Below are 18759 nucleotides of genomic sequence, written 5' to 3' on the forward strand. Positions count from 1 at the left end.
GAAAATTACGCACTACCGTAATTCTCGGGCATTGCAACGGCACCGATAAGGATATTTGCAGGTTACCAGTTGGAAGGATAAGGACGTTATAGAAGCGGCAGGAAGGCCGACCGGCCACGCGTGAAGGGAGCTCAGTGCGGTTCGACGATAGTCTGGCGACGATTTTATCGGCCGACACTGCGACGCCTTTCGGCGCGCAGACTGCCTGGCGGCAGCTGATCGACCTGATGAGCCGTGGGCGCGTGCCCGCCGATCCGCCGATGCTGGAGCGGCTCGCCGAATTGCGTGGCAAGGTGGCCGAAGGCGTTCGCATCGCCAGCGCGCGCATGTTGAGCACCAGCCGCCCGCCCATCGCGCTGGTGTCCTTCTTCGCCCAGGATACGTTGCCCGTCGCCGCGACCGTGTTGCGCAGTGTGCAACTGGCGGATGAGGATTGGTTGGCCATCCTCCCCGCGCTGAACCCGCGAACCCGTTCGGTCCTGCGGCACCGTCGCGATCTGTCCGATACGGTGATTCGCGGGCTGGAGAGTTTCGGTCCGGTCGATTTCGTCCTGCCGCATATCGCCAGCGCGGCCGAGACAGCGCCGCAAGCCATCGCCGTGCCGCTGGAAGCCGCGCCCGAACCCCGGGTGGAACCGGTCCGTGCCGCGCCCGTGCTGGAAGAGCCGGTGACGGTTCCGAAGCCCGTGGAAGAACCCGAAGCCGCGCCGGTATCGATCCTGCTCGAACCGCTGCCGACCCAGGCGGCGACGCCTTTCGTCGCGCTGGGCCAGGTCGCGCGCAGCCTGCCCTTCATGGCCGAGGCGATGCGCCACGCTCCACCTCCCGCCGCCCCGCCCCGCTATGAGATCGCCGATCTCGTCGCGCGTATCGACGCCTTCAACCAGCGGCGCGAGGAAGTGACGGGCGCAACGCAGAATGATGCCGGGCCCGCCCATTTCGATTTCGAGACCGACGCCAACGGCCTGATCCTGGGCGTCGAGGGCGTCACGCGCGGCCCACTGGTCGGCGTGAGTATCGCCGAGACCGCGATGCAGGGGCTGGCGCAGTTCGACGGCGTGGCGATGGGGGCCTTTCGTCGCCGCTCCGGCTTCCGGGACGCGCGGCTGGAGATCGGCGGCAGTTCGGCGGCGGCGGGATCGTGGCGGGTGTCGGCCATGCCCTTTTTCGATCCCGCGTCGGGCCGCTATGCGGGCTATCGCGGTAGCGGCCGTCGTCCGCGCCGCGACGAGATGGCCAATGTGGTCGAGGCGGCGCCCGAAACGTCCTCGTCCGATTCTCTGCGGCAGCTCGTCCATGAACTCCGCACGCCCGCCAACGCGGTCGCGGGCTTTGCCGAGCTGATCGAAAGCGAATTGCTGGGGCCGGTGGCGCCCGTCTATCGCGACCGGGCCAGCGCCATCCGCGCGATGGCCGCCGACCTGCTCGCCTCGGTCGAGGATCTCGACACCGCCGCACGGATCGAGGGACATGTGCTGGAGCTGCGGCCGACCATCGTTCCGCTCGCGCCGCTGATCCAGCGGGTGCTGGGCGAACTGGGGCCGTTGGCCGAACTTCGCCGTGCCGAAATCCGTTTCGATCCGTCTTCCGCGAACCTCTCGGCCCTTGCCGACGACCGGGCATGCGAGCGGCTGCTGACCCGTCTGTTTTCGGTGCTTCTGTCCAATTGCGTCGTCGGCGAGCGTCTGTCGGCCAGCCTGTCGATCGATCAGGGCATGGCGGCGTTGCGGATCGATCGCCCGCTGGCGCTGACGGTCGAGGCGGATGCCGCGCTGCTCAGCGAGGCGGGGGATGAGGAACAGCGTGACGGCGCGCCGTTGCTGGGCACGGGCTTCTCGCTGCGCCTGATCGACAAGCTCGGCGCCGAAATGGGCGGCGGCCTGACCATCGGTCTGCACCGGGTCGTACTGGCCCTGCCCATCGCTGAGGATCGGCGCGCAGGACAGGCGTCGAGCGCCTGATCATGCCCAGCGCCGCTCGTCCACGGCGCCATGAGGCCGCCTCCGCCGCCGAGCGGATCGTCTGGCCTGAAGCCTTTGGGCGGCGGTTCCTGGTGACGGTCGATGTCGAGGAGGAGTTCGACTGGACCGCGCCGCTCGACCGGCGCCATCGCTCGACCAAGGCGATGCGGGCTTTCGGTCCGGCCCATCGCCGCTTTGCCGAGGCCGGTGTCGGTCTGGCGTGCATGGTGGACTATCCGGTTGCGGTGGACCCCGTAGCCGTGGACATATTGTCGGAATGTCTTGGCGATGGCCGGTCCGAGATCGGGGCGCAGCTGCATGGCTGGGTGACGCCGCCCTATCATGAGGTCGTCGATCCCTTCACCAGCCATGCGGGCAATCTGCCGATCGAATGGGAAGCCGCCAAGCTCGACACGTTGACGGACACGCTCGCCGAGGCCTTCGGCACGCGGCCGCGTTTTTTCCGGTCGGGCCGTTATGGCCTGGGTCCGGCCTCGCTTTCGTTGCTGGCGTCGCGGGGCTATCGGATTGACAGCTCGATGCGGGCCCGCCATGATTACGGGCCAGGCGGCGGCATGGATTTCAGCGCCATCGACGCGCATGGTTTCCGTCGCGAGGGGATGGTCGAACTGCCTTTGACCAGCGTCTATACCGGATGGCTCCGGCGGGGCGGGGCAGCGCTGTACCGCCGGGCGGGCTGCTGGCCGCGCGGGCACGGTATCCTCGCACGAGCTGGGCTGCTGAACCGTATTCCCCTGACACCCGAGGGGGTGGGCATAGCCGACGCGCTGGCGGGGATCGACCGGGCGCTGGACGATGATGTGCGGCTGCTGACCTTTTCCTTCCACTCGCCGACGCTCGAGCCGGGGCATACGCCCTATGTCCGCGATGCCCGCGATCGGGCGATGTTCGATCGGTGGTGGGATAGGGTCTTCGAGCGGCTGGCCAGGCATGGCGTCACCGCGACGACCATCGACGAAATTCTCGCCGTTACCGGGTGACCGGGCTGCCGGTGAGGGGCAGCCCGGTCGCCGGGATCAGCGCTTCATCGCTTCGATCAGCTTCTTGACGTCCTGGCTGCGGCCACGCGGCAGGATCAGGATATCGTCCCCGCTCGCCACGACGATCAGATCCTGCACATCGACCGCCGCCACCCGGACGCGATCGGTGCGGATCAGGCAGTTCTTGGTGTCGATCGCCAGCACTTCGCCGCGGTGGGCGTTGCCGAACCCATCCAGCTCGCTGATCGCGTGCAGCGCGTCCCAGCTGCCGACATCGTTCCAGCCCATGGCGACGGGCACGACCGCCACACGGTCGGCGCGTTCCATCACGGCATAGTCGATCGAGTCCGACGGGCAGGCGGCGAATTCGGTTTCATTCGGGCAGATGCGCTTGCCCTCATGGCTGGCGGCACGCATCGCCTTTTCGGCGGCGACCAGCATTTCGGGGGCGTGCTGGCCCAGTTCCTCGAGGAACCGGTCGGCACGGAACAGGAAGATGCCGCCGTTCCAGGCATAGTCGCCGCGCGCCAGCATGGCCTCCGCACGCTCCAGCCGGGGCTTCTCGACGAAGCGGGCGACCTGATGCACGCCCGGTGCGATCTCGCGACCGACCTGAATCCAGCCATAGCCGGTTTCCGGTTTGTCGGCGGCGATGCCGAAGGTGGCGAGCCAGCCCTGCGACACCATCGGCAGCGCGGAGCGGATGGCGGCGTGGAAGGCGTCGAGATCGGCGATGACATGATCCGACGGCATGACCAGCAGCACGTCCTCAGGCTTGGCGGCCAGGGCGGCCAGCGCGATCGCGGGAGCGGTGTTGCGCGCCACCGGTTCCAGGATCAACGCCTGGGGGGGCGTGCACGCTTCGGTCAGCTGCGCTTCGACCATATCGGCGTGCTGCTTTCCGGCGACGACGATAGGTGCCGCAAAGTCGTTTGAGTTAGTGCGCTGGGCCGTCAGTTGCAGCATCGTCTCGTCGGACGTCAGCGGCAGCAGTTGTTTGGGCATTTCCGGTTTCGACATTGGCCACAGGCGTGTGCCGGAGCCACCGGAAAGGATGACCGGCACGATCGGATTATGCATGAATGCCCCTTCTGATTGTCCGGACCAACCGGGAATGACATGGTGGCCGGGTAGCTTATGACGGTGACACAACGCATATCTTCACGGTTCGTTTGTCATTGTCTGCAAAAATATGAAAAGTCGCTCCAATAGCGGGGCTTAGGGTGCGTTGGGGAAGTCGGTCCGGTAGATGATCCGCCTGTTCAAACATTATGTCCCCCATGCGGCGCTGCTGCTCGGCTTGGTCGACTTCCTGCTGCTGATGGTCGCGGCCGAGCTGGGCTGGGTGCTGCGCGCGCATCAGATCGACTATCCGGTCGGCAGTTTGATCGAGCGGCTGCCCCAGGTGCTCAGCTTCGCGATCCCGCTTCAGATTTCGCTGCTTGCCGTGGGGGCTTATACGGCCGCGTCCTTCCTGTCGCTGCGGTTCGCTGCGGCGCGGTTGATGGTGGCGATCTCGCTGGGCGTGATTTTCCTGTCGTTGATCTTCTTTTTCTTTCCCAGCGTCAGCTATTGGCGGTCCAGCCTGTTCTTTTCGATGGTCTTCGCGTCCGTGCTGCTGGTCGTGGTCCGTGGAATATTGGGTAGATATCTGGGCGGCGACCGGTTCAAGCGGCGGGTGGTCCTGATCGGTGCAGGCGCGCGGGCGGCACAGATCGCCGCGCTGGCGGAACAGCCGGGATCGAATTTCGTGATCGCCGGCGCGATCGCGATGCGCCCCGACGAGGATGCGGTCCCGCGCGCCGTGCCGCGTTCCGCCATCCCGAGCCTGTCGGCCTTCGTGCTCGAACGCGAAGCGGGCGAGGTGGTGCTGGCGCTTCAGGAACGACGCGGCGCGCTGCCCTATCAGGACTTGCTGCGCGTTCGCACGACCGGGGTCCATGTATCGGAAATTTCGACCTTTCTGGAGCAGCAGACGGGCCGTATCGACCTGGCCTCGGTCAGCCACAGCTGGCTGATCTTCTCCGATGGCTTTGCATCGGGCCGCATGTGGTCGGCCATGGCCAAGCGCGCCTTCGACATTTCGGTCAGCCTGATCCTGCTCGTCTTCGCGGTGCCGGTGATCCTGGTCACGGCGATCCTGATCCGGCTGGAATCGCGCGGGCCCGCTTTCTATCGGCAGCGGCGCGTCGGCCTGTTCAACCAGCCCTTCGACATTCCGAAGCTGCGTTCGATGCGGCAGGATGCCGAACTGGCCGGGCAGGCAGTCTGGGCAGAGAAGGACGATCCGCGTATCACCCGTGTCGGACGTTTCATCCGCAAGGTACGGATCGATGAGCTGCCGCAAATCTGGTCGGTACTGATGGGCGAGATGAGCTTCGTCGGTCCGCGCCCGGAGCGCCCGCAATTCGTCGAGCAGCTCGAACAGCAAATCCCTTTCTATGCCGAGCGTCATATGGTGAAGCCGGGAATCACCGGCTGGGCACAGCTGAACTATCCCTATGGCGCCTCGATCGACGATGCGCGGCACAAGCTGGAATATGACCTGTATTACGCCAAGAATTACTCGCCCTTTCTCGATGCGCTGATCCTGCTTCAGACGTTGCGGGTGATCCTCTGGCCCTCGGGCGCGCGCTGATCGTGAGCGAGGACAGGAGGGCGATACCGAGGGGGCGTGACCGGCGGCGGTCGCATCCCTATCCGATGATGCGACGCAAGCGGCGTATCTGGTGGCGGCGTTCGATCCAGCGGCGTCTCCGTATCCTGGCCGTGCTGGGTGTCATCGGTCTGGCCGTGGCCGGGTTGCTGGTGCTCGTTTATACCGGCAAGCCGCCGGTCGATCCGGCGCAGGCGCTGCGGCGTGCCACGGCCGCGCTGGAAGCGGGCAATTACCACGCGGCGCATGACCAGGCCCGGCAGGCGGCCGAAGCAGCTCCCCGATCGCAGGCGGCCCAGATGATGCTGGCACGGACCAGCCTGTTGCTGGGCGAGGGCGTAACGGCGGAGGCCGCGCTCGACCGGGCGCTGAAGGACGGCGTGCCGCTGGCCCAGACACTGGCGGCGCGGGCCGAGGCGCGGTTTCTCCAGGGCGATCTGGCGGGCGCGCAGGATGCGGTCGACCATATGCCTGCCGAGCGCGACGCGGCGATGGCGCGGATCGCGGCACAGGTGGTGGCGCAGGAGGATGGCGGCGTTCCCCTGCGACAGGCGCTGCAAGGCCTGGTCACCCTCTATCCCGATGATGCGCGCATCTGGACCGATCTGGGGCGCAGCCGCTTTGGCGCGGGCGATATGGACGGAGCGTCCCAGGCGGCGGCGCGAGCGGCGGCACTGGCTCCGGCCGATCCCGATGCACTGACCCTGCAGGGCGAGGTGCTGCGCGCTCGCTACGGCCTGGCGGCGGGGCTGCCCTGGTTCCGGGCGGCGTTGGGACGCGATGCCTATCATTTACGGGCCCTGATCCAATATGCCGCGACGCTCGGCGATCTGGGGCGGGCGAGCGACGCACTGGCGGCGACCCGATCGGCGCTGGTGTCGCAGCCCGGCAACCCCGACGCCTTCTATCTCCAGGCGGTCATCGCGGCGCGGGCGGGGCGTTATGCGCTGGCGCAGCAACTGCTCCAGCTCACCGGCGGCGCGCTGCGGATGCGGCCCGGCACGGCGATGCTGGAGGGCGCCATCGCCTATGCGCAGGGACGGCCGCAGCGGGCCGCGCGCGCCTGGGCGCGGCTGGTGACGATGCAGCCCATGAACGTGGCGGCACGCGAACTGCTGGCGGCGGCGCAACTGGGCGCGGGGGACCGACCCGCCGCATTGGCGACGCTGCGCCCAATCCTGACGCGGGCCGATGCGGATGGATATGCGCTGCAGCTCGGCATGATGGCCGACCCCGAGAACGCATCGGTGCTGAGCGACCGAGCCGCGTCCGGGCAGCGAGGCGACGCCGCGATCTTCCGGCCCGATCGCGCGGTCGGCGAATCGAAGATGGCGGCGGCCGAGTTCCCGACCGATCCGACCTATGCGCTGGGCCTGATCCGGGGGCTGGCAAGTCAGGGCGATCGCGCGGGGGCAATCCGGGTCGCCCAGTCTCTGGTCCGCGCGAGCCCCGGTGCTCCGGCCGCGCAGCTGGCCTATGGCGATGCCCTGGCCACCGCCGGCCAACATGCCGCCGCGCTGGGCCCTTATGCCAGGGCGGCGGACCTGACCTTCGACCAGCCGACCATGTTGCGGCTGGTCGACGGCTATCAGCGAACCGGGCGCGCCCGTGACGCGGCGGTCAGCCTGGGTCTGTATCTTTCGCAAAACCCGCAGAGCGTGCCCGCACGCCGCCTGCTCGCCCAGTGGCAGATGGCCGCCGGGCGATGGGATGACGCGATCGAGACGCTGGAGGGGCTGCGCACCCAGCTCGGTGTGCGGGACGTGGCGCTGCTCCACGATCTCGCCATTGCCTATGCCGAGGCGGGGGATGGGGTGGTCGCGCGGCGTTACGCCGCGGCGGCCTATCGGCTGGCGCCGATGAATGCGGGGGTGGCCGATGCCTATGGCCGCGCGCTGGCCGTGGCGGGCGAGCCCGCGGGCGCGCGGCAGCTGTTCGACAAGGCGCTGGCCCTTGCACCGGGCAACCCCATGATCCTGGCGCATCGCGCCCAGCTCTGACGCCGCGCGCTTGGCAGGAGGGGAGGGGTGCCGTACCAGCGGCGCCATGACCGATCTCGCCAGCCCCTTCTCAGCCAGCCCCGTCCTGGAACGTATTGCCGCTGCTCTTGAGCGTCTGGCCCCGCCGCCCGCGCCGTCCGCCGATCCGCTGGCGCACCCGGCCTATATCTGGCGCGGCAGGGCGCTGCAGGCCGCGCGCGGTTTCGCGCCGGTGCCGCTCGACCTGTTGCAGGGATTGCACCAGCAGCGCGAGGCCCTGCTCGCCAATCTGCTCCGTCTGGCGGACGGGCATGCGGCACAGGACGTGCTGCTTTGGGGCGCGCGCGGCACCGGCAAGTCGGCGCTGGTCAAGGCGGGCGTTGCCGCCGTCCAGGGGGATCGTCCAGGGCGGCTGGCCCTGGTGTCGGTCGATACGCTCGATAGCCTGCCAGATCTGTTCACGATGCTGGAGGGCGTCGACCGCGCCTTTGCCGTCTTCATCGACGATCTGGGCTTCGACGAAGCGGGCGAGGCGCGCAAGCTGCGTTCGCTACTCGATGGCGGGGCGGAGGCCCGGCCCGCGCATGTCCGACTGCTGGTCACCGCCAATCGCCGCCATCTGCTGCCCCGCGACCTGAGCGAGCAGGACAGCGCGATCAACCCGCGCGACGTGGTCGACGACCAGCTGGCGCTTGCCGACCGTTTCGGCCTGAGCCTGGGTTTCCACGCCCTCGATCAGGAAGGGTATCTGGCGATCGTGCGCGCCTATGCGGCACGGCATGACCTGCCGTTCGACGGGCATGAGGCGGTCAACTGGGCCACCCGCCGGGGCAGCCGTTCGGGGCGCGTGGCATGGCAATATATCGTCGATCTGGCGGGGCGGCTGGGGCGGAATCTGTAATAAATCAGGCGACGGATAAAAAACCTCTTGCACCCATCCGAGCCGCTGGCTATTTGCGCGCCTCCAGCACGGATCGGCCTTCCCGAAAGGCTTCGAAAGCGGTCCGTACTCTCTAGTCGGGGAGTAGCTCAGCCTGGTAGAGCACTGCCTTCGGGAGGCAGGGGCCGGAGGTTCGAATCCTCTCTCCCCGACCATTTCACCGCCTGATGCGGTCCAGTCCATTGATAGCGAACCGCCCCTGACAGGGCGCCCCGGCTCGACCGGGTGGCATGACCTGGCTCGAATCCATCGCCTTCATCCTCGGTGTCGCGAACGTCACGCTGGTCGTTCGGCGCAGCCTGTGGAACTATCCCGTCGCGCTGGTGATGGTGTCGCTCTATGCGCTGCTGTTCTGGCGCGAGCGATTGTACAGCGACGCCGCGCTGCAGCTCTTCTTCTTCGCACTCAACCTCTATGGCTGGATCGTCTGGCGGCGCAGCGTGACGCAGGCGGGTGAGGTGACGGTCGACAGGCTGTCCGCGCCTGAGCGTGGCGGGTGGCTCGCGGGTATCGCGGCCGCCTCGCTGGGATGGGGTGCGGTGATGGCACACTGGACCGATGCGGCGATGCCGTTCTGGGATGCGGCCAATGCCGTCACCAGCGTCGCTGCGCAGATTTTGCTGGCGCGGCGGAGGCTGGAGAATTGGCTGCTGTGGATCGTCGTCGATCTCTCCTCCATCGCGCTCTATGCGGTGAAGGGGCTGACATTGACCGCGATCCTCTATGTCATCTTCCTGGGATTGAGCCTGTGGGGCTATCGCGAATGGCGGCAGCGGGCGTGACCAGCATCTGTCTTCACGGGCCGGAGAGCACCGGCAAGTCGACCGTCGGTCCGCGTTTGGCCCAGGCTCTGGGCGGCCGGTATCTGCCCGAATATGGCCGCGACTATGCCGAGGCGCATGGCACGGACTTCACCATGGCCGATCTGGTGGCGATCGGGCAGGGGCATGACGCGATGCTGACCCGCGCGATGGCGGACGGGCCCTGGCCGGTCGTCACCGATACGGATCCGCTGATGACCGCCGTCTGGGCCGACATGCTGTTCGGGACGCGCGATCCGTGGTTCGCCCGGTGGAACCGGCTATCCGACATCTATCTGCTCTTCGCGCCCGATCTGCCCTGGATAGAGGACGGCACCCGGCTGTTCGGCACACTGGCGGCGCGGCAGCGCTTCTTCGAATGGTCGCGGGCCGAATTGGATCGGCGCGGTGTTCGCTACGCCTTGATCGAGGGGCAGGGCGAAAGCCGCTATGCAAATTGCATCGCCGCGCTAGAGCACTTTGGCATCCGCCCGCATCTTTGCTAGTGGCGTGATCGAATAGCTTTTCAGGAAACCATTCCCCCCGTGTCCACGCCGCTCGACAAGATCCGCAACTTCTCCATCATCGCGCATATCGACCATGGCAAGTCGACGCTCGCCGATCGCCTGATCCAATTCACCGGCGGCCTGACCGACCGCGAGATGAGCGAACAGGTTCTCGATAACATGGAGATCGAGAAGGAACGCGGCATCACCATCAAGGCGCAGACCGTGCGCCTGGCGTACAAGGCGCAGGACGGCGAGACGTACACGCTGAACCTGATGGACACGCCGGGCCATGTCGACTTCGCCTATGAGGTCAGCCGATCGCTGGCGGCCTGCGAAGGGGCGCTGCTGGTCGTCGACGCCGCGCAGGGGGTCGAGGCGCAGACGCTGGCCAATGTCTATCAGTCGATCGAGCATGACCATGAGATCGTGCCCGTCATCAACAAGATCGACCTTCCCGCCGCCGAACCCGAAAAGGTTCGCGCCGAGATCGAGGACGTGATCGGCATCGACGCCTCGGGCGCGGTGCTGGCCAGCGCCAAGTCGGGCATCGGCATCGGCGACATCCTGGAAGCGATCGTCAAGAACATCCCCGCGCCCAAGGGCGATGCGACAGCGCCGCTCAAGGCGATGCTGGTCGACAGCTGGTACGACCCCTATCTGGGCGTCGTCATCCTGGTCCGCGTGATGGAAGGCACCCTGAAAAAGGGGCAGCAGATCAAGTTCATGCAGGCGGGCACCACCCATCTGATCGACCGCGTCGGCTGTTTCCGTCCCAAGATCGAGCAGCTGACCGAGTTGGGCGTGGGTGAGATCGGTTTCATCACCGCGCAGATCAAGGACGTGGCGCAAGCGCGCGTCGGCGACACGCTGACCGACGCCAAGAAGCCGACCGAGCAGGCGCTGCCGGGCTTTAAGGAAGTCCAGCCGGTGGTGTTCTGCGGCCTGTTTCCGGTCGACGCCAACGACTTCGAGAAGCTGCGCGAGTCGATCAGCAAGCTGCGCCTGAACGACGCCTCGTTCAGCTTCGAGATGGAAACCTCGGCTGCATTGGGCTTCGGCTTCCGTTGCGGCTTCCTGGGTCTGCTGCATTTGGAGATCATTCAGGAGCGTCTGACCCGCGAGTACGACCTCGACCTGATCACCACCGCGCCGTCGGTGGTCTATCAGATCGAGTTGAGCCATGACGGCGGCCAGATCGACCTGCACAACCCGGCCGACATGCCCGATCCCAACAAGATCGCGTCGATCAGCGAGCCGTGGATCGAGGCGACCATCTATGTCCCCGACGAATATCTCGGTTCGATCCTGAAACTGTGCCAGGACCGGCGCGGTATCCAGAAGAACCTGACCTATGTCGGCGGGCGCGCGCAGGCGACCTATGAACTGCCGCTCAACGAAGTCGTGTTCGACTTCTACGACCGGCTGAAGTCGCTGTCCAAGGGCTATGCCAGCTTCGACTATCACCAGATCGGCTATCGCGAGGGCGACCTCGTGAAGATGTCGATCCTGGTCAATGAAGAGCCGGTCGACGCGCTGTCGATGATCGTCCACCGCGGCACCGCCGAGACGCGCGGTCGCGGCATGTGCGAGCGGCTGAAGGAACTGATCCCGCGCCACCTGTTCAAGATCCCGATCCAGGCGGCGATCGGCGGCAAGGTGATCGCGCGCGAGACGATCAGCGCGATGCGCAAGGACGTGACCGCCAAATGTTACGGCGGCGACGCAACGCGTAAGCGCAAGCTGCTGGAAAAGCAGAAAAAGGGTAAGGCCAAGATGCGCGAATATGGCTCGGTCAGCATCCCGCAGGAAGCCTTCATCGCCGCGCTCCGCATGGGCGACGAGGCGTAATCTGGTATTCCTCCCCTGCAAGGGGAGGGGGACCATCCGAAGGATGGTGGAGGGGTGTCGCGGCTCATGAGGGAATACTCACTGGCCGTTACACCCCTCCGTCAGGCTTGCAGCCTGACACCTCCCCTTGCAGGGGAGGAATTTGGGGGAAATCAGAGGAATAAAATTCGTTCCTTGTGCGTTACAGCCCATCGACGCCATCAAGGCGAAAAGGGGACGCCGATGATGGGATTGCGATTTGCCGCGTTGGTCGGCGCCTTGTGCGCGTCGGCGCCGGTTCTCGCCCAGAACCGCGCGCCCTTGGTCCTCGCTGCCGCCAGCCTCCAGGAATCGATGACCGCCGCCGCCGATGCCTGGGCGAAGAAGGGCCATCCCCGCCCGGTCATCTCGTTCGCCGCTTCCTCGGCACTGGCGCGGCAGGTACAAGCGGGCGGCAAGGCCGATCTGTTCGCCTCGGCCGATGAGGAATGGATGGATGTCCTGCAAAAGGGCGGCCTGCTCGCCGACAAGACCCGCAGCGCTTTTCTGGGCAATCGACTGGTCGTGATCGCGCCGGCGGGCAAGGGCGGACAGGTGACGACGCGCACGCTCGGCAGGACGCTGTCCGCCGGGCCGCTGGCCATGGCGGATACCGACAGCGTGCCTGCGGGCAAATATGGCAAGGCGGCGCTCGAAAAGCTGGGCGCCTGGACCATGGTCGCACCGCATGTCGTACGCGCCGAGAATGTTCGCGCGGCACTCGCCCTCGTCGAGCGGGGCGCGGCCCCTTATGGCATCGTCTACGCCACCGACGCCAAGGCCTCGTCGCGCGTCCGCGTGGCGGGCATGTTTCCCGTGGCAAGTCATCCGCCGATCACCTATCCGCTCGCCCGGCTGAAAGCCTCGACCAACCCAGAGGGCGAGGGCTTTCGCCGCTTCCTGCTGTCGGGCGAAGGCAAGGCGATCTTCCGCCGCTACGGTTTCGCCACGCGATGACGGCCTGATGCTGTCGGCCGAGGAATGGGGGATCGTTCGCCTGTCGCTGCTGGTCGGCGGCACGGCTATGCTAGTGACGCTGCCGATTGCGTTCGTCCTGGCCTGGGCCCTGGCGCGGTGGCGGTTCCCTGGGCGGGTGCTGCTCGACGGCATCGTCCATTTGCCGCTGGTCGTGCCGCCGGTCGTCACCGGCTGGGTGCTGCTGCTCGCCTTCGGGCCGGAGGGGCCGGTCGGGCGCTGGCTCGCGGAGTGGTTCGGGGTGAGCGTGCTGTTCCGCTGGACCGGCGCGGCGATCGCGGCGGCGGTCATGGCGCTGCCGCTGGTCGTGCGCGCCATTCGCCTGTCGATCGAGGCGGTCGACCCCCGGCTGGAGCAAGCCGCCCGGACATTGGGGGCCGGGCCGGTACGGGTCTTCGCCACCATTACCCTGCCGCTCTGTGCACCCGGTGTCCTGGCGGGGCTGGTGCTGGGCTTTGCGCGCTCGATCGGGGAGTTCGGGGCGACGATCACCTTCGTCTCCAACGTGCCCGGCGAGACGGCGACCCTGCCGCTCGCTATCTATTCCGCGCTTCAGCGGCCGGGCGGCGAGGAGATGGTATGGCGACTGGCCAGCGTGTCGGTCGTGCTGTCGCTGGTCGCGCTGGTCGCCTCCGAATGGCTGGCGCGGCGGATGGGGCGGGGGTTGCATGTCCTTTGATATCGACGTCACGGTGCGGCGTGGCGAGGGGCAGATCGCGGCCTGCTTCGCCACCGGGCCGGGCGCGACCGTGCTGTTCGGGCCGTCGGGCGTCGGCAAGACCACGATCCTGCAAATGGTGGCCGGGCTCGTCCGGCCGGATACGGGCCATGTCCGGGTCGCGGGCGAGACGCTGTTCGATGCCGCTGCCCGGATCGATGTCCGCCCCGAGCATCGCCGTATCGGCTATGTCTTTCAGGAACCGCGCCTGTTCCCGCATCGGCGGGTTGCGGCCAATCTACGCTATGGCATGGGCCGGGGCGGCAGTGACTGGGACGGCGTCATCGCGATGCTGGGCATCGGCCATCTGCTCGACCGTTGGCCGCGCAGCCTGTCCGGCGGCGAGGCGCGACGCGTGGCGATCGGGCGGGCCCTGCTCAGCAATCCGCGCGTGCTGCTGCTCGACGAGCCGCTATCGTCGCTCGACCGGGCGCGGCGGGGGGATATCCTCAACGCGCTGGAGGCGGTGCGGGACCAGAGCGGCATCCCGATCCTGATGGTCACCCATGACCCGGAGGAAGCCGAGCGGATTGCGACCGCCATCGTCCGGCTCTAGCGCGGTGCCGAAGCGGGCGGATCGGTGCACCACAGGACTTGCGCGATCAGCCGGGGTTTGGGGCAGGCGCGATCGGGCAGGGGAAGCGGTTGGCCCGGCTGCCACAGCTTCAATCGGCGCAGGGTCTTGGGCATTTCCGAGTCGATGGCCGCCAACTGATTGCCGTCGCCATAACGCGTCCCGCTGCGATAGTGCAGGACTTGCGCATAGCGACCGCCCGCATTCATGCGGTTCACGGTGATCCAGTAACCGAACGGCGCGTCGGAGGTCGGCACGGCAGAGACGATCGCGCCACGCAACGGGCCTTGCTCGATGAACCGCACCTCCTGATTGTTGTTGCGCCCCGTCTGCTGGCGGAACACCGGCACGAAGCGGTCCGTCGCCCGGTCATAGGACAGTGCCATGCGGCCGACCCATTGGTCGCCATTGCCGCCATGGACACTGGCCACCTGCACCCAGAGCAAGGCTTGGTCGGCACGAGGGCGGACGATCCGGGCCGCTTCCAGATAATGCGCCTCGTCGAACGCGCTCGGCTGGCCGGATCTGATCAGCAGGTCGTCGAGCGCAGGGCGACAGGTCCTGCCGCCGTCGCGTGTGAGGCAGAGGTGGAGCTTGCCCGGTGCGGTATTGCCGCCGGGGTCTTCTTCATCCGCGCCCTGGGTTGCCACAAGCCGCCAGCCGGGGGCGAGACCGGAAAGGTCTATAGGCGGCGGCGGAGAGGCTGCGGCCGGTAGCGCCAAGCTCGCCAAGACCAGCAGCCAATGACGGGTTGCGAGACGAACCTGCATGTCCCTTCCTCCACGAGCCTGATCGAATCAACATGCGGCGGCGCAAATGGCTACCCTATGAAGCCGCCATGACATCGCTGCCGGAACGCACGGGTCAGAACAGCGTCGTCAGCAAGACCCCGCCGATGATCGCGACTCCCGACAGGATTTGCCGCGCGCCCAATCGCTCGCGGAACAGCCGGTGCCCAGCCATGGCGGCGATGGGCGCCTCGATGATGCCCAGTGCGCGAACCGGCGCGGCGGGGGACAAAGCGAGTGCCACGAACCATCCCGCCGAAGCGCAGGCGCCGCACAGCCCCGCGCCCAGCGAAGGCCGCCAGCGGCGCGCCACCTCGACCAGCGTCGCCGGATCACGCCAGGCGAGGATCAGGCCCAGCGCGACCGTCTGCATCGCCTGAACGACGGCGACGCAGACCAGCGCGGCAAAGACCGGGTGGACGGGGTCGAGCGCCAGTGCGGCGTGGCGAAACGCATTGAGCGAAAAGCCGAAGAACAGCCCCGAGGCCAGTCCCATCGCTGCGCCGATCAGCGAGGCGCGGCGTTGCTCGGGCGGCGGCCAGGACAGGGCGACGAGGCCGGCGGTGGTGATGGCGACGCCGATCCAGGCCACGCCACTGATCCGATCATGATAGACGATCAGGCCGAGCAGCGCGGCCAGCGGCAGCGAGCTTTGCTGAAGCGCGGTGCCGACCGCAAAGCCGGACCGCTGCATCGCGTCGAGCAGCGCGGCCGTCGCCAGAACCTGCGACGCGGCACCCACGATGGCCGACAGCCAGAATGCCCCGCTCCAGTGGAGATCGGCCCCCGGCATGACGAAATGGGCGAGCGTTACGAACAGGATCGAGAAGGGCAGGCCGAACAGGAACCGCACCAGCGTCGCGCCCCAAGGACCAGAGGACGCCATGACCCCGCGTTGCAGGGCATTGCGACCGACCTGAAAAGTCGCGGCGGCGATGGTGGCGGGGATCCACAAGGGGTTCGTCATAAGTGCGTTCGTCCTGTCGGGCGCATGAAGTCCGCCCCAAACGAAAAGAGCGGCCCGTTGCCGGACCGCTCCTTCGTGCTTCGTGCTGCCACGCCGTCGGACATGAACGGCTTTGCCGTTCCTGCCGCCCGCCGTGGCCTGTCCTTGGATGGCTTCGGCCATCCAAGGCGGCCCGCATTTTAGCGCTTCGAGAACTGGAAGCTGCGACGCGCCTTGGCGCGGCCATACTTCTTACGCTCGACGGTACGGCTGTCGCGGGTCAGGAAGCCAGCGGCCTTGACCGGAGCGCGCAGAACCGGCTCGAACTTGGTCAGCGCCTGGCTGATGCCGTGCTTGACCGCACCGGCCTGGCCCGACAGACCGCCGCCCTTGACGGTGCAGATCACGTCATACTGACCTTCGCGCTCGGTGATGCCGAACACCTGGTTGATGACGAGACGCAGCGTCGGACGTGCGAAATACACTTCCTGGTCACGACCGTTGATCGTGATCTTGCCCGAACCCGGCTTCAGCCAGACGCGAGCGACGGCGTCCTTACGACGGCCGGTCGCATAGGCGCGGCCGAACTTGTCCAGTTCCTGCTGACGCAGCGGGGTGGTGCTGACGCGCTCGGCGGGAGCGGCAGGCGCTTCACCGGCAGCGGCGGTCTGCGCCGGAGCGGCAGCGGCCTGCTGGTTCAGGGTGGCGCCGAGATCGGCGAGCGACTGGCGGTTATCGGACATTATGCGCCCACCTTGTTCTTGCGGTTCATCGACGCGATGTCGAGGACTTCGGGGTTCTGAGCGGCGTGCGGATGCTCGGTGCCGGCGAAGATGCGCAGGTTGCGCATCTGCTGACGGCCCAGCGGGCCACGCGGGATCATACGCTCGACGGCCTTTTCCAGGACGCGCTCGGGGAAGCGGCCTTCCAGGACCTTGGCGGCGGTGATGCCCTTGATACCACCGGCATAACCGGTGTGCTTGTAGTACACCTTCTGACCCAGCTTGTTGCCGGTGAAGCGCACCTTGTCCGCGTTGATGACGATGACATTGTCACCGCAATCGACGTGCGGGGTGAACGACGTCTTGTGCTTGCCGCGCAGGATGTTCGCGATGATGGTGGCGGCACGGCCGACAACCAGACCGTCGGCGTCGACGATATGCCACTTCTTCTCCACCTCGTGCGGCTTGGCCGCCTTGGTGGTCTTCATGAGCGCCTTCATGGGCGTGAGACCTTTCGGTTTGAAATGCAACACGCCGCCCGTGAACCCGGGCGGCGCGAACGAGGGTCCAATGCTGGAGAGGCCCCAAAATGTCAAGCAAAGTGGGGCTTTGCTGACGGGTATTATGATACCTTATGGGTTTGGCCGGGGCTGCCCAGGCGATGCGCGGCGGCGGTCGCGGCGATCAGCAGGAGCGCGGCATTGGCCTGATGCGCGACCGCGATGTCGATCTGCACGCCCGACAGCAGGGTCGCGATGCCGAGGCCGATCTGGACGATGACCAGCACGATCACCAGCCATCCGGCGCGAAGCGCGCCATGCCGGATCGCCCGTGCGGCCATCCAGACGAGCAGCCCCGCCGCGGCAAAGGCGAACCAGCGATGGATGAACTGCACCACGACCGGGTTGTCGAAGACGTTGGCGATGGCGGGCGACATCATCGGCGTACCCGCCGGGAACCACGCGTCGCCCATCAGCGGCCAGCTGGAAAAGGCATAGCCTGCATCGAGCCCGGCGGTCAGCGCCCCGAACATCAGCTGGACGAACAGCGTCAGCACCGCGCCTGCGCCCAGCAGTGTCAGCCGGGCAGGGGCCGCCAGCCGGTTGCGATGCAGCGCCATCAGGTCGAGCGCCGTCCATACGATCCCCGCCAGGATGAACAGGGCGGTCAGCAGGTGGACGGTCAGCCGGATATGGCTGACATCGGTCCGCTCGACGAGGCCCGAGGCGACCATCCACCAGCCGATCGCCCCCTGCAATCCACCCAGCGCCAACAGTGCGACGAGCCGCGGCTTGTAGCCCGCCGGGATGGCCTTGCGCGCCCAGAACCAGATCAGGGGCAGGGCAAAGGCCATGCCGATCACCCGGCCCAGCACCCGGTGGAGATACTCCCAGAAGAAGATCGCCTTGAACCCCGCCAGCGTCATGTCGCGGTTGAAGGTCCAATATTCGGGGATGCGTTTGTAATTGGCGAATTCGGCCTGCCACTGCGCGTCGGTCAGGGGCGGCACGATCCCGGTGATTGGTTTCCACTCGGTGATCGACAGACCGCTATTGGTCAGGCGCGTGATGCCGCCGACCACGACCATGGCGACGATCAGCCCGGCGACCGCGAACAGCCAGCGGGCCAGGCTGCGGGGGCGGGCGGTAATCATGAAGGCGGGGCTCGGTTGCAGCATGACGCCATGATAGGGTTTCGCGCGCGCCCGCGATAGTGGACCGAATGCCCCGCCGCCCGGACCCCGCCGCCCGGACCTTGCCCGCCGGGGCGGCACCGCCTAAATCCCCTCCATGGCGCATGCTCACACCCATCAGGAGCCCCAGGGGGCCGATCTCTCCGTCGCGGCCAAGGCTACCTTGGAGCGCGCCGGGGAGCAGTGGACGGCGATGCGCGCCAGCGTGTTCGAGGCGCTGGCCGGGTTCGACAAGCCCGCCTCGGCCTATGACATCGCCGATGTGATGTCGCAGTCGCAGGGGCGGCGCGTGGCGGCGAACAGCGTCTATCGCATCCTCGACCTGTTCGTCGGCGCGAACCTGGCCCGGCGGGTGGAGAGTGCCAATGCCTATGTGGCCAACGCGCATCCCGACTGCCTGCACGACTGCATCTTCCTGGTCTGCGACAAGTGCGGACAGATCACGCATATCGACGACGACCGCCTGACCGGCGCGGTCCGTGATGCCGCCGTCGGCGCAGGGTTTCGCCCCGAGCGTCCGGTGATCGAGGTGCGCGGTCGCTGCGCGGACTGTCCCAAGGATTGAACCCCTTCTTTTCCTCCCCTGTGAGGGGAGGGGGACCATGCCCAGCATGGTGCAGGGGTGTCCCGC

The 18759-nt window shown here is 67.1% G+C and carries 18 protein-coding genes and 1 tRNA gene; 13 read left to right on the top strand and 6 right to left on the bottom strand.

Going from position 1 to position 18759, the window contains the following annotated elements:
- Positions 1-134: 134 nt before the first annotated feature.
- The gene (locus tag ACWKSV_RS02725) at positions 135-1961 is read left to right on the top strand and encodes a sensor histidine kinase (RefSeq protein WP_156884240.1); all 1827 of its coding nucleotides are present in this window, start codon (positions 135-137) and stop codon (positions 1959-1961) included.
- 2 nt (positions 1962-1963) lie between these two features.
- Positions 1964-2962: a polysaccharide deacetylase family protein gene (locus tag ACWKSV_RS02730; RefSeq protein WP_076715760.1), complete on the top strand. Its 999-nt coding sequence runs from the start codon at positions 1964-1966 to the stop codon at positions 2960-2962.
- Between the two features lie 36 nt (positions 2963-2998).
- On the opposite strand, the gene ACWKSV_RS02735 is transcribed toward ACWKSV_RS02730, so the two are convergent.
- A complete protein-coding gene (locus tag ACWKSV_RS02735) occupies positions 2999-4042 on the bottom strand; it encodes a mannose-1-phosphate guanylyltransferase/mannose-6-phosphate isomerase (protein WP_076715762.1) in 1044 nt (347 codons plus the stop codon).
- A 169-nt stretch (positions 4043-4211) separates the two neighbouring features.
- Between ACWKSV_RS02735 and ACWKSV_RS02740 the strand changes: the two genes are divergently transcribed.
- From ACWKSV_RS02740 to ACWKSV_RS02785, 10 genes are all read left to right on the top strand, one after another.
- Positions 4212-5600, top strand: a complete 1389-nt coding sequence (locus ACWKSV_RS02740) for a TIGR03013 family XrtA/PEP-CTERM system glycosyltransferase (RefSeq protein ID WP_056432935.1) — start codon at positions 4212-4214, stop codon at positions 5598-5600.
- A 65-nt stretch (positions 5601-5665) separates the two neighbouring features.
- Positions 5666-7618, top strand: a complete 1953-nt coding sequence (locus ACWKSV_RS02745; RefSeq protein ID WP_076715763.1) for a tetratricopeptide repeat protein — start codon at positions 5666-5668, stop codon at positions 7616-7618.
- A 46-nt stretch (positions 7619-7664) separates the two neighbouring features.
- Entirely contained in the window at positions 7665-8498 is an 834-nt protein-coding gene (locus ACWKSV_RS02750; RefSeq protein WP_076715765.1) for a DUF815 domain-containing protein, read from the top strand.
- 117 nt (positions 8499-8615) lie between these two features.
- Positions 8616-8692 (top strand) — tRNA-Pro (locus ACWKSV_RS02755).
- A gap of 75 nt (positions 8693-8767) precedes the next feature.
- Positions 8768-9319, top strand: coding sequence for a nicotinamide riboside transporter PnuC (pnuC, locus tag ACWKSV_RS02760; protein ID WP_076715766.1), 552 nt, complete (start codon positions 8768-8770; stop codon positions 9317-9319).
- A complete protein-coding gene (locus ACWKSV_RS02765) occupies positions 9316-9843 on the top strand; it encodes an AAA family ATPase (RefSeq protein ID WP_483666879.1) in 528 nt (175 codons plus the stop codon). The genes pnuC and ACWKSV_RS02765 overlap by 4 nt, the downstream gene beginning before the upstream one ends.
- A 39-nt stretch (positions 9844-9882) precedes the next feature.
- Positions 9883-11694 (top strand): translation elongation factor 4, encoded by a 1812-nt coding sequence (lepA, locus tag ACWKSV_RS02770; RefSeq protein ID WP_056432949.1) that lies wholly within the window; start codon positions 9883-9885, stop codon positions 11692-11694.
- A gap of 222 nt (positions 11695-11916) precedes the next feature.
- A complete protein-coding gene (modA, locus tag ACWKSV_RS02775; protein ID WP_076715769.1) occupies positions 11917-12669 on the top strand; it encodes a molybdate ABC transporter substrate-binding protein in 753 nt (250 codons plus the stop codon).
- A gap of 7 nt (positions 12670-12676) precedes the next feature.
- Positions 12677-13366, top strand: a complete 690-nt coding sequence (modB, locus tag ACWKSV_RS02780) for a molybdate ABC transporter permease subunit (RefSeq protein ID WP_076715771.1) — start codon at positions 12677-12679, stop codon at positions 13364-13366.
- The gene (locus tag ACWKSV_RS02785; RefSeq protein ID WP_191864668.1) at positions 13356-13961 is read left to right on the top strand and encodes an ATP-binding cassette domain-containing protein; all 606 of its coding nucleotides are present in this window, start codon (positions 13356-13358) and stop codon (positions 13959-13961) included. Before modB ends, ACWKSV_RS02785 begins: the two co-directional genes overlap by 11 nt.
- Here ACWKSV_RS02785 and ACWKSV_RS02790 read toward each other — a convergent pair.
- From ACWKSV_RS02790 to ACWKSV_RS02810, 5 genes are all read right to left on the bottom strand, one after another.
- The gene (locus ACWKSV_RS02790; RefSeq protein WP_076715772.1) at positions 13958-14629 is read right to left on the bottom strand and encodes a hypothetical protein; all 672 of its coding nucleotides are present in this window, start codon (positions 14627-14629) and stop codon (positions 13958-13960) included. The genes ACWKSV_RS02785 and ACWKSV_RS02790 overlap by 4 nt on opposite strands.
- A gap of 214 nt (positions 14630-14843) precedes the next feature.
- Entirely contained in the window at positions 14844-15734 is an 891-nt protein-coding gene (locus ACWKSV_RS02795; protein ID WP_056432963.1) for a DMT family transporter, read from the bottom strand.
- A 179-nt stretch (positions 15735-15913) separates the two neighbouring features.
- On the bottom strand, positions 15914-16456 hold the full coding sequence (rpsI, locus tag ACWKSV_RS02800) for a 30S ribosomal protein S9 (protein WP_061778995.1): 543 nt from the start codon (positions 16454-16456) through the stop codon (positions 15914-15916).
- The gene (rplM, locus tag ACWKSV_RS02805) at positions 16456-16935 is read right to left on the bottom strand and encodes a 50S ribosomal protein L13 (protein ID WP_042488064.1); all 480 of its coding nucleotides are present in this window, start codon (positions 16933-16935) and stop codon (positions 16456-16458) included. The genes rpsI and rplM overlap by 1 nt, the downstream gene beginning before the upstream one ends.
- Before the next feature lie 122 nt (positions 16936-17057).
- Entirely contained in the window at positions 17058-18113 is a 1056-nt protein-coding gene (locus ACWKSV_RS02810) for a COX15/CtaA family protein (RefSeq protein WP_237243315.1), read from the bottom strand.
- Between the two features lie 112 nt (positions 18114-18225).
- Between ACWKSV_RS02810 and ACWKSV_RS02815 the strand changes: the two genes are divergently transcribed.
- The gene (locus tag ACWKSV_RS02815) at positions 18226-18693 is read left to right on the top strand and encodes a Fur family transcriptional regulator (RefSeq protein ID WP_056432966.1); all 468 of its coding nucleotides are present in this window, start codon (positions 18226-18228) and stop codon (positions 18691-18693) included.
- Positions 18694-18759: the final 66 nt, after the last annotated feature.

The sequence above is a fragment of the Sphingomonas sp. SphC10 genome (genome assembly GCF_057004845.1).

Excerpts from the sequence above, each read along its gene's own strand:
- ACWKSV_RS02785 (WP_191864668.1), top strand. The coding sequence starts at position 13,356 with ATGTCCTTTGATATCGACGTCACGGTGCGGCGTGGCGAGGGGCAGATC.
- ACWKSV_RS02795 (WP_056432963.1), bottom strand. The coding sequence starts at position 15,734 with ATGACGAACCCCTTGTGGATCCCCGCCACCATCGCCGCCGCGACTTTT.
- modB (WP_076715771.1), top strand. The coding sequence starts at position 12,677 with ATGCTGTCGGCCGAGGAATGGGGGATCGTTCGCCTGTCGCTGCTGGTC.
- ACWKSV_RS02810 (WP_237243315.1), bottom strand. The coding sequence starts at position 18,113 with ATGCTGCAACCGAGCCCCGCCTTCATGATTACCGCCCGCCCCCGCAGC.
- ACWKSV_RS02740 (WP_056432935.1), top strand. The coding sequence starts at position 4,212 with ATGATCCGCCTGTTCAAACATTATGTCCCCCATGCGGCGCTGCTGCTC.
- ACWKSV_RS02735 (WP_076715762.1), bottom strand. The coding sequence starts at position 4,042 with ATGCATAATCCGATCGTGCCGGTCATCCTTTCCGGTGGCTCCGGCACA.
- ACWKSV_RS02745 (WP_076715763.1), top strand. The coding sequence starts at position 5,666 with ATGATGCGACGCAAGCGGCGTATCTGGTGGCGGCGTTCGATCCAGCGG.
- rplM (WP_042488064.1), bottom strand. The coding sequence starts at position 16,935 with ATGAAGGCGCTCATGAAGACCACCAAGGCGGCCAAGCCGCACGAGGTG.
- ACWKSV_RS02750 (WP_076715765.1), top strand. The coding sequence starts at position 7,665 with ATGACCGATCTCGCCAGCCCCTTCTCAGCCAGCCCCGTCCTGGAACGT.
- pnuC (WP_076715766.1), top strand. The coding sequence starts at position 8,768 with ATGACCTGGCTCGAATCCATCGCCTTCATCCTCGGTGTCGCGAACGTC.
- rpsI (WP_061778995.1), bottom strand. The coding sequence starts at position 16,456 with ATGTCCGATAACCGCCAGTCGCTCGCCGATCTCGGCGCCACCCTGAAC.
- modA (WP_076715769.1), top strand. The coding sequence starts at position 11,917 with ATGATGGGATTGCGATTTGCCGCGTTGGTCGGCGCCTTGTGCGCGTCG.
- ACWKSV_RS02730 (WP_076715760.1), top strand. The coding sequence starts at position 1,964 with ATGCCCAGCGCCGCTCGTCCACGGCGCCATGAGGCCGCCTCCGCCGCC.
- ACWKSV_RS02815 (WP_056432966.1), top strand. The coding sequence starts at position 18,226 with ATGGCGCATGCTCACACCCATCAGGAGCCCCAGGGGGCCGATCTCTCC.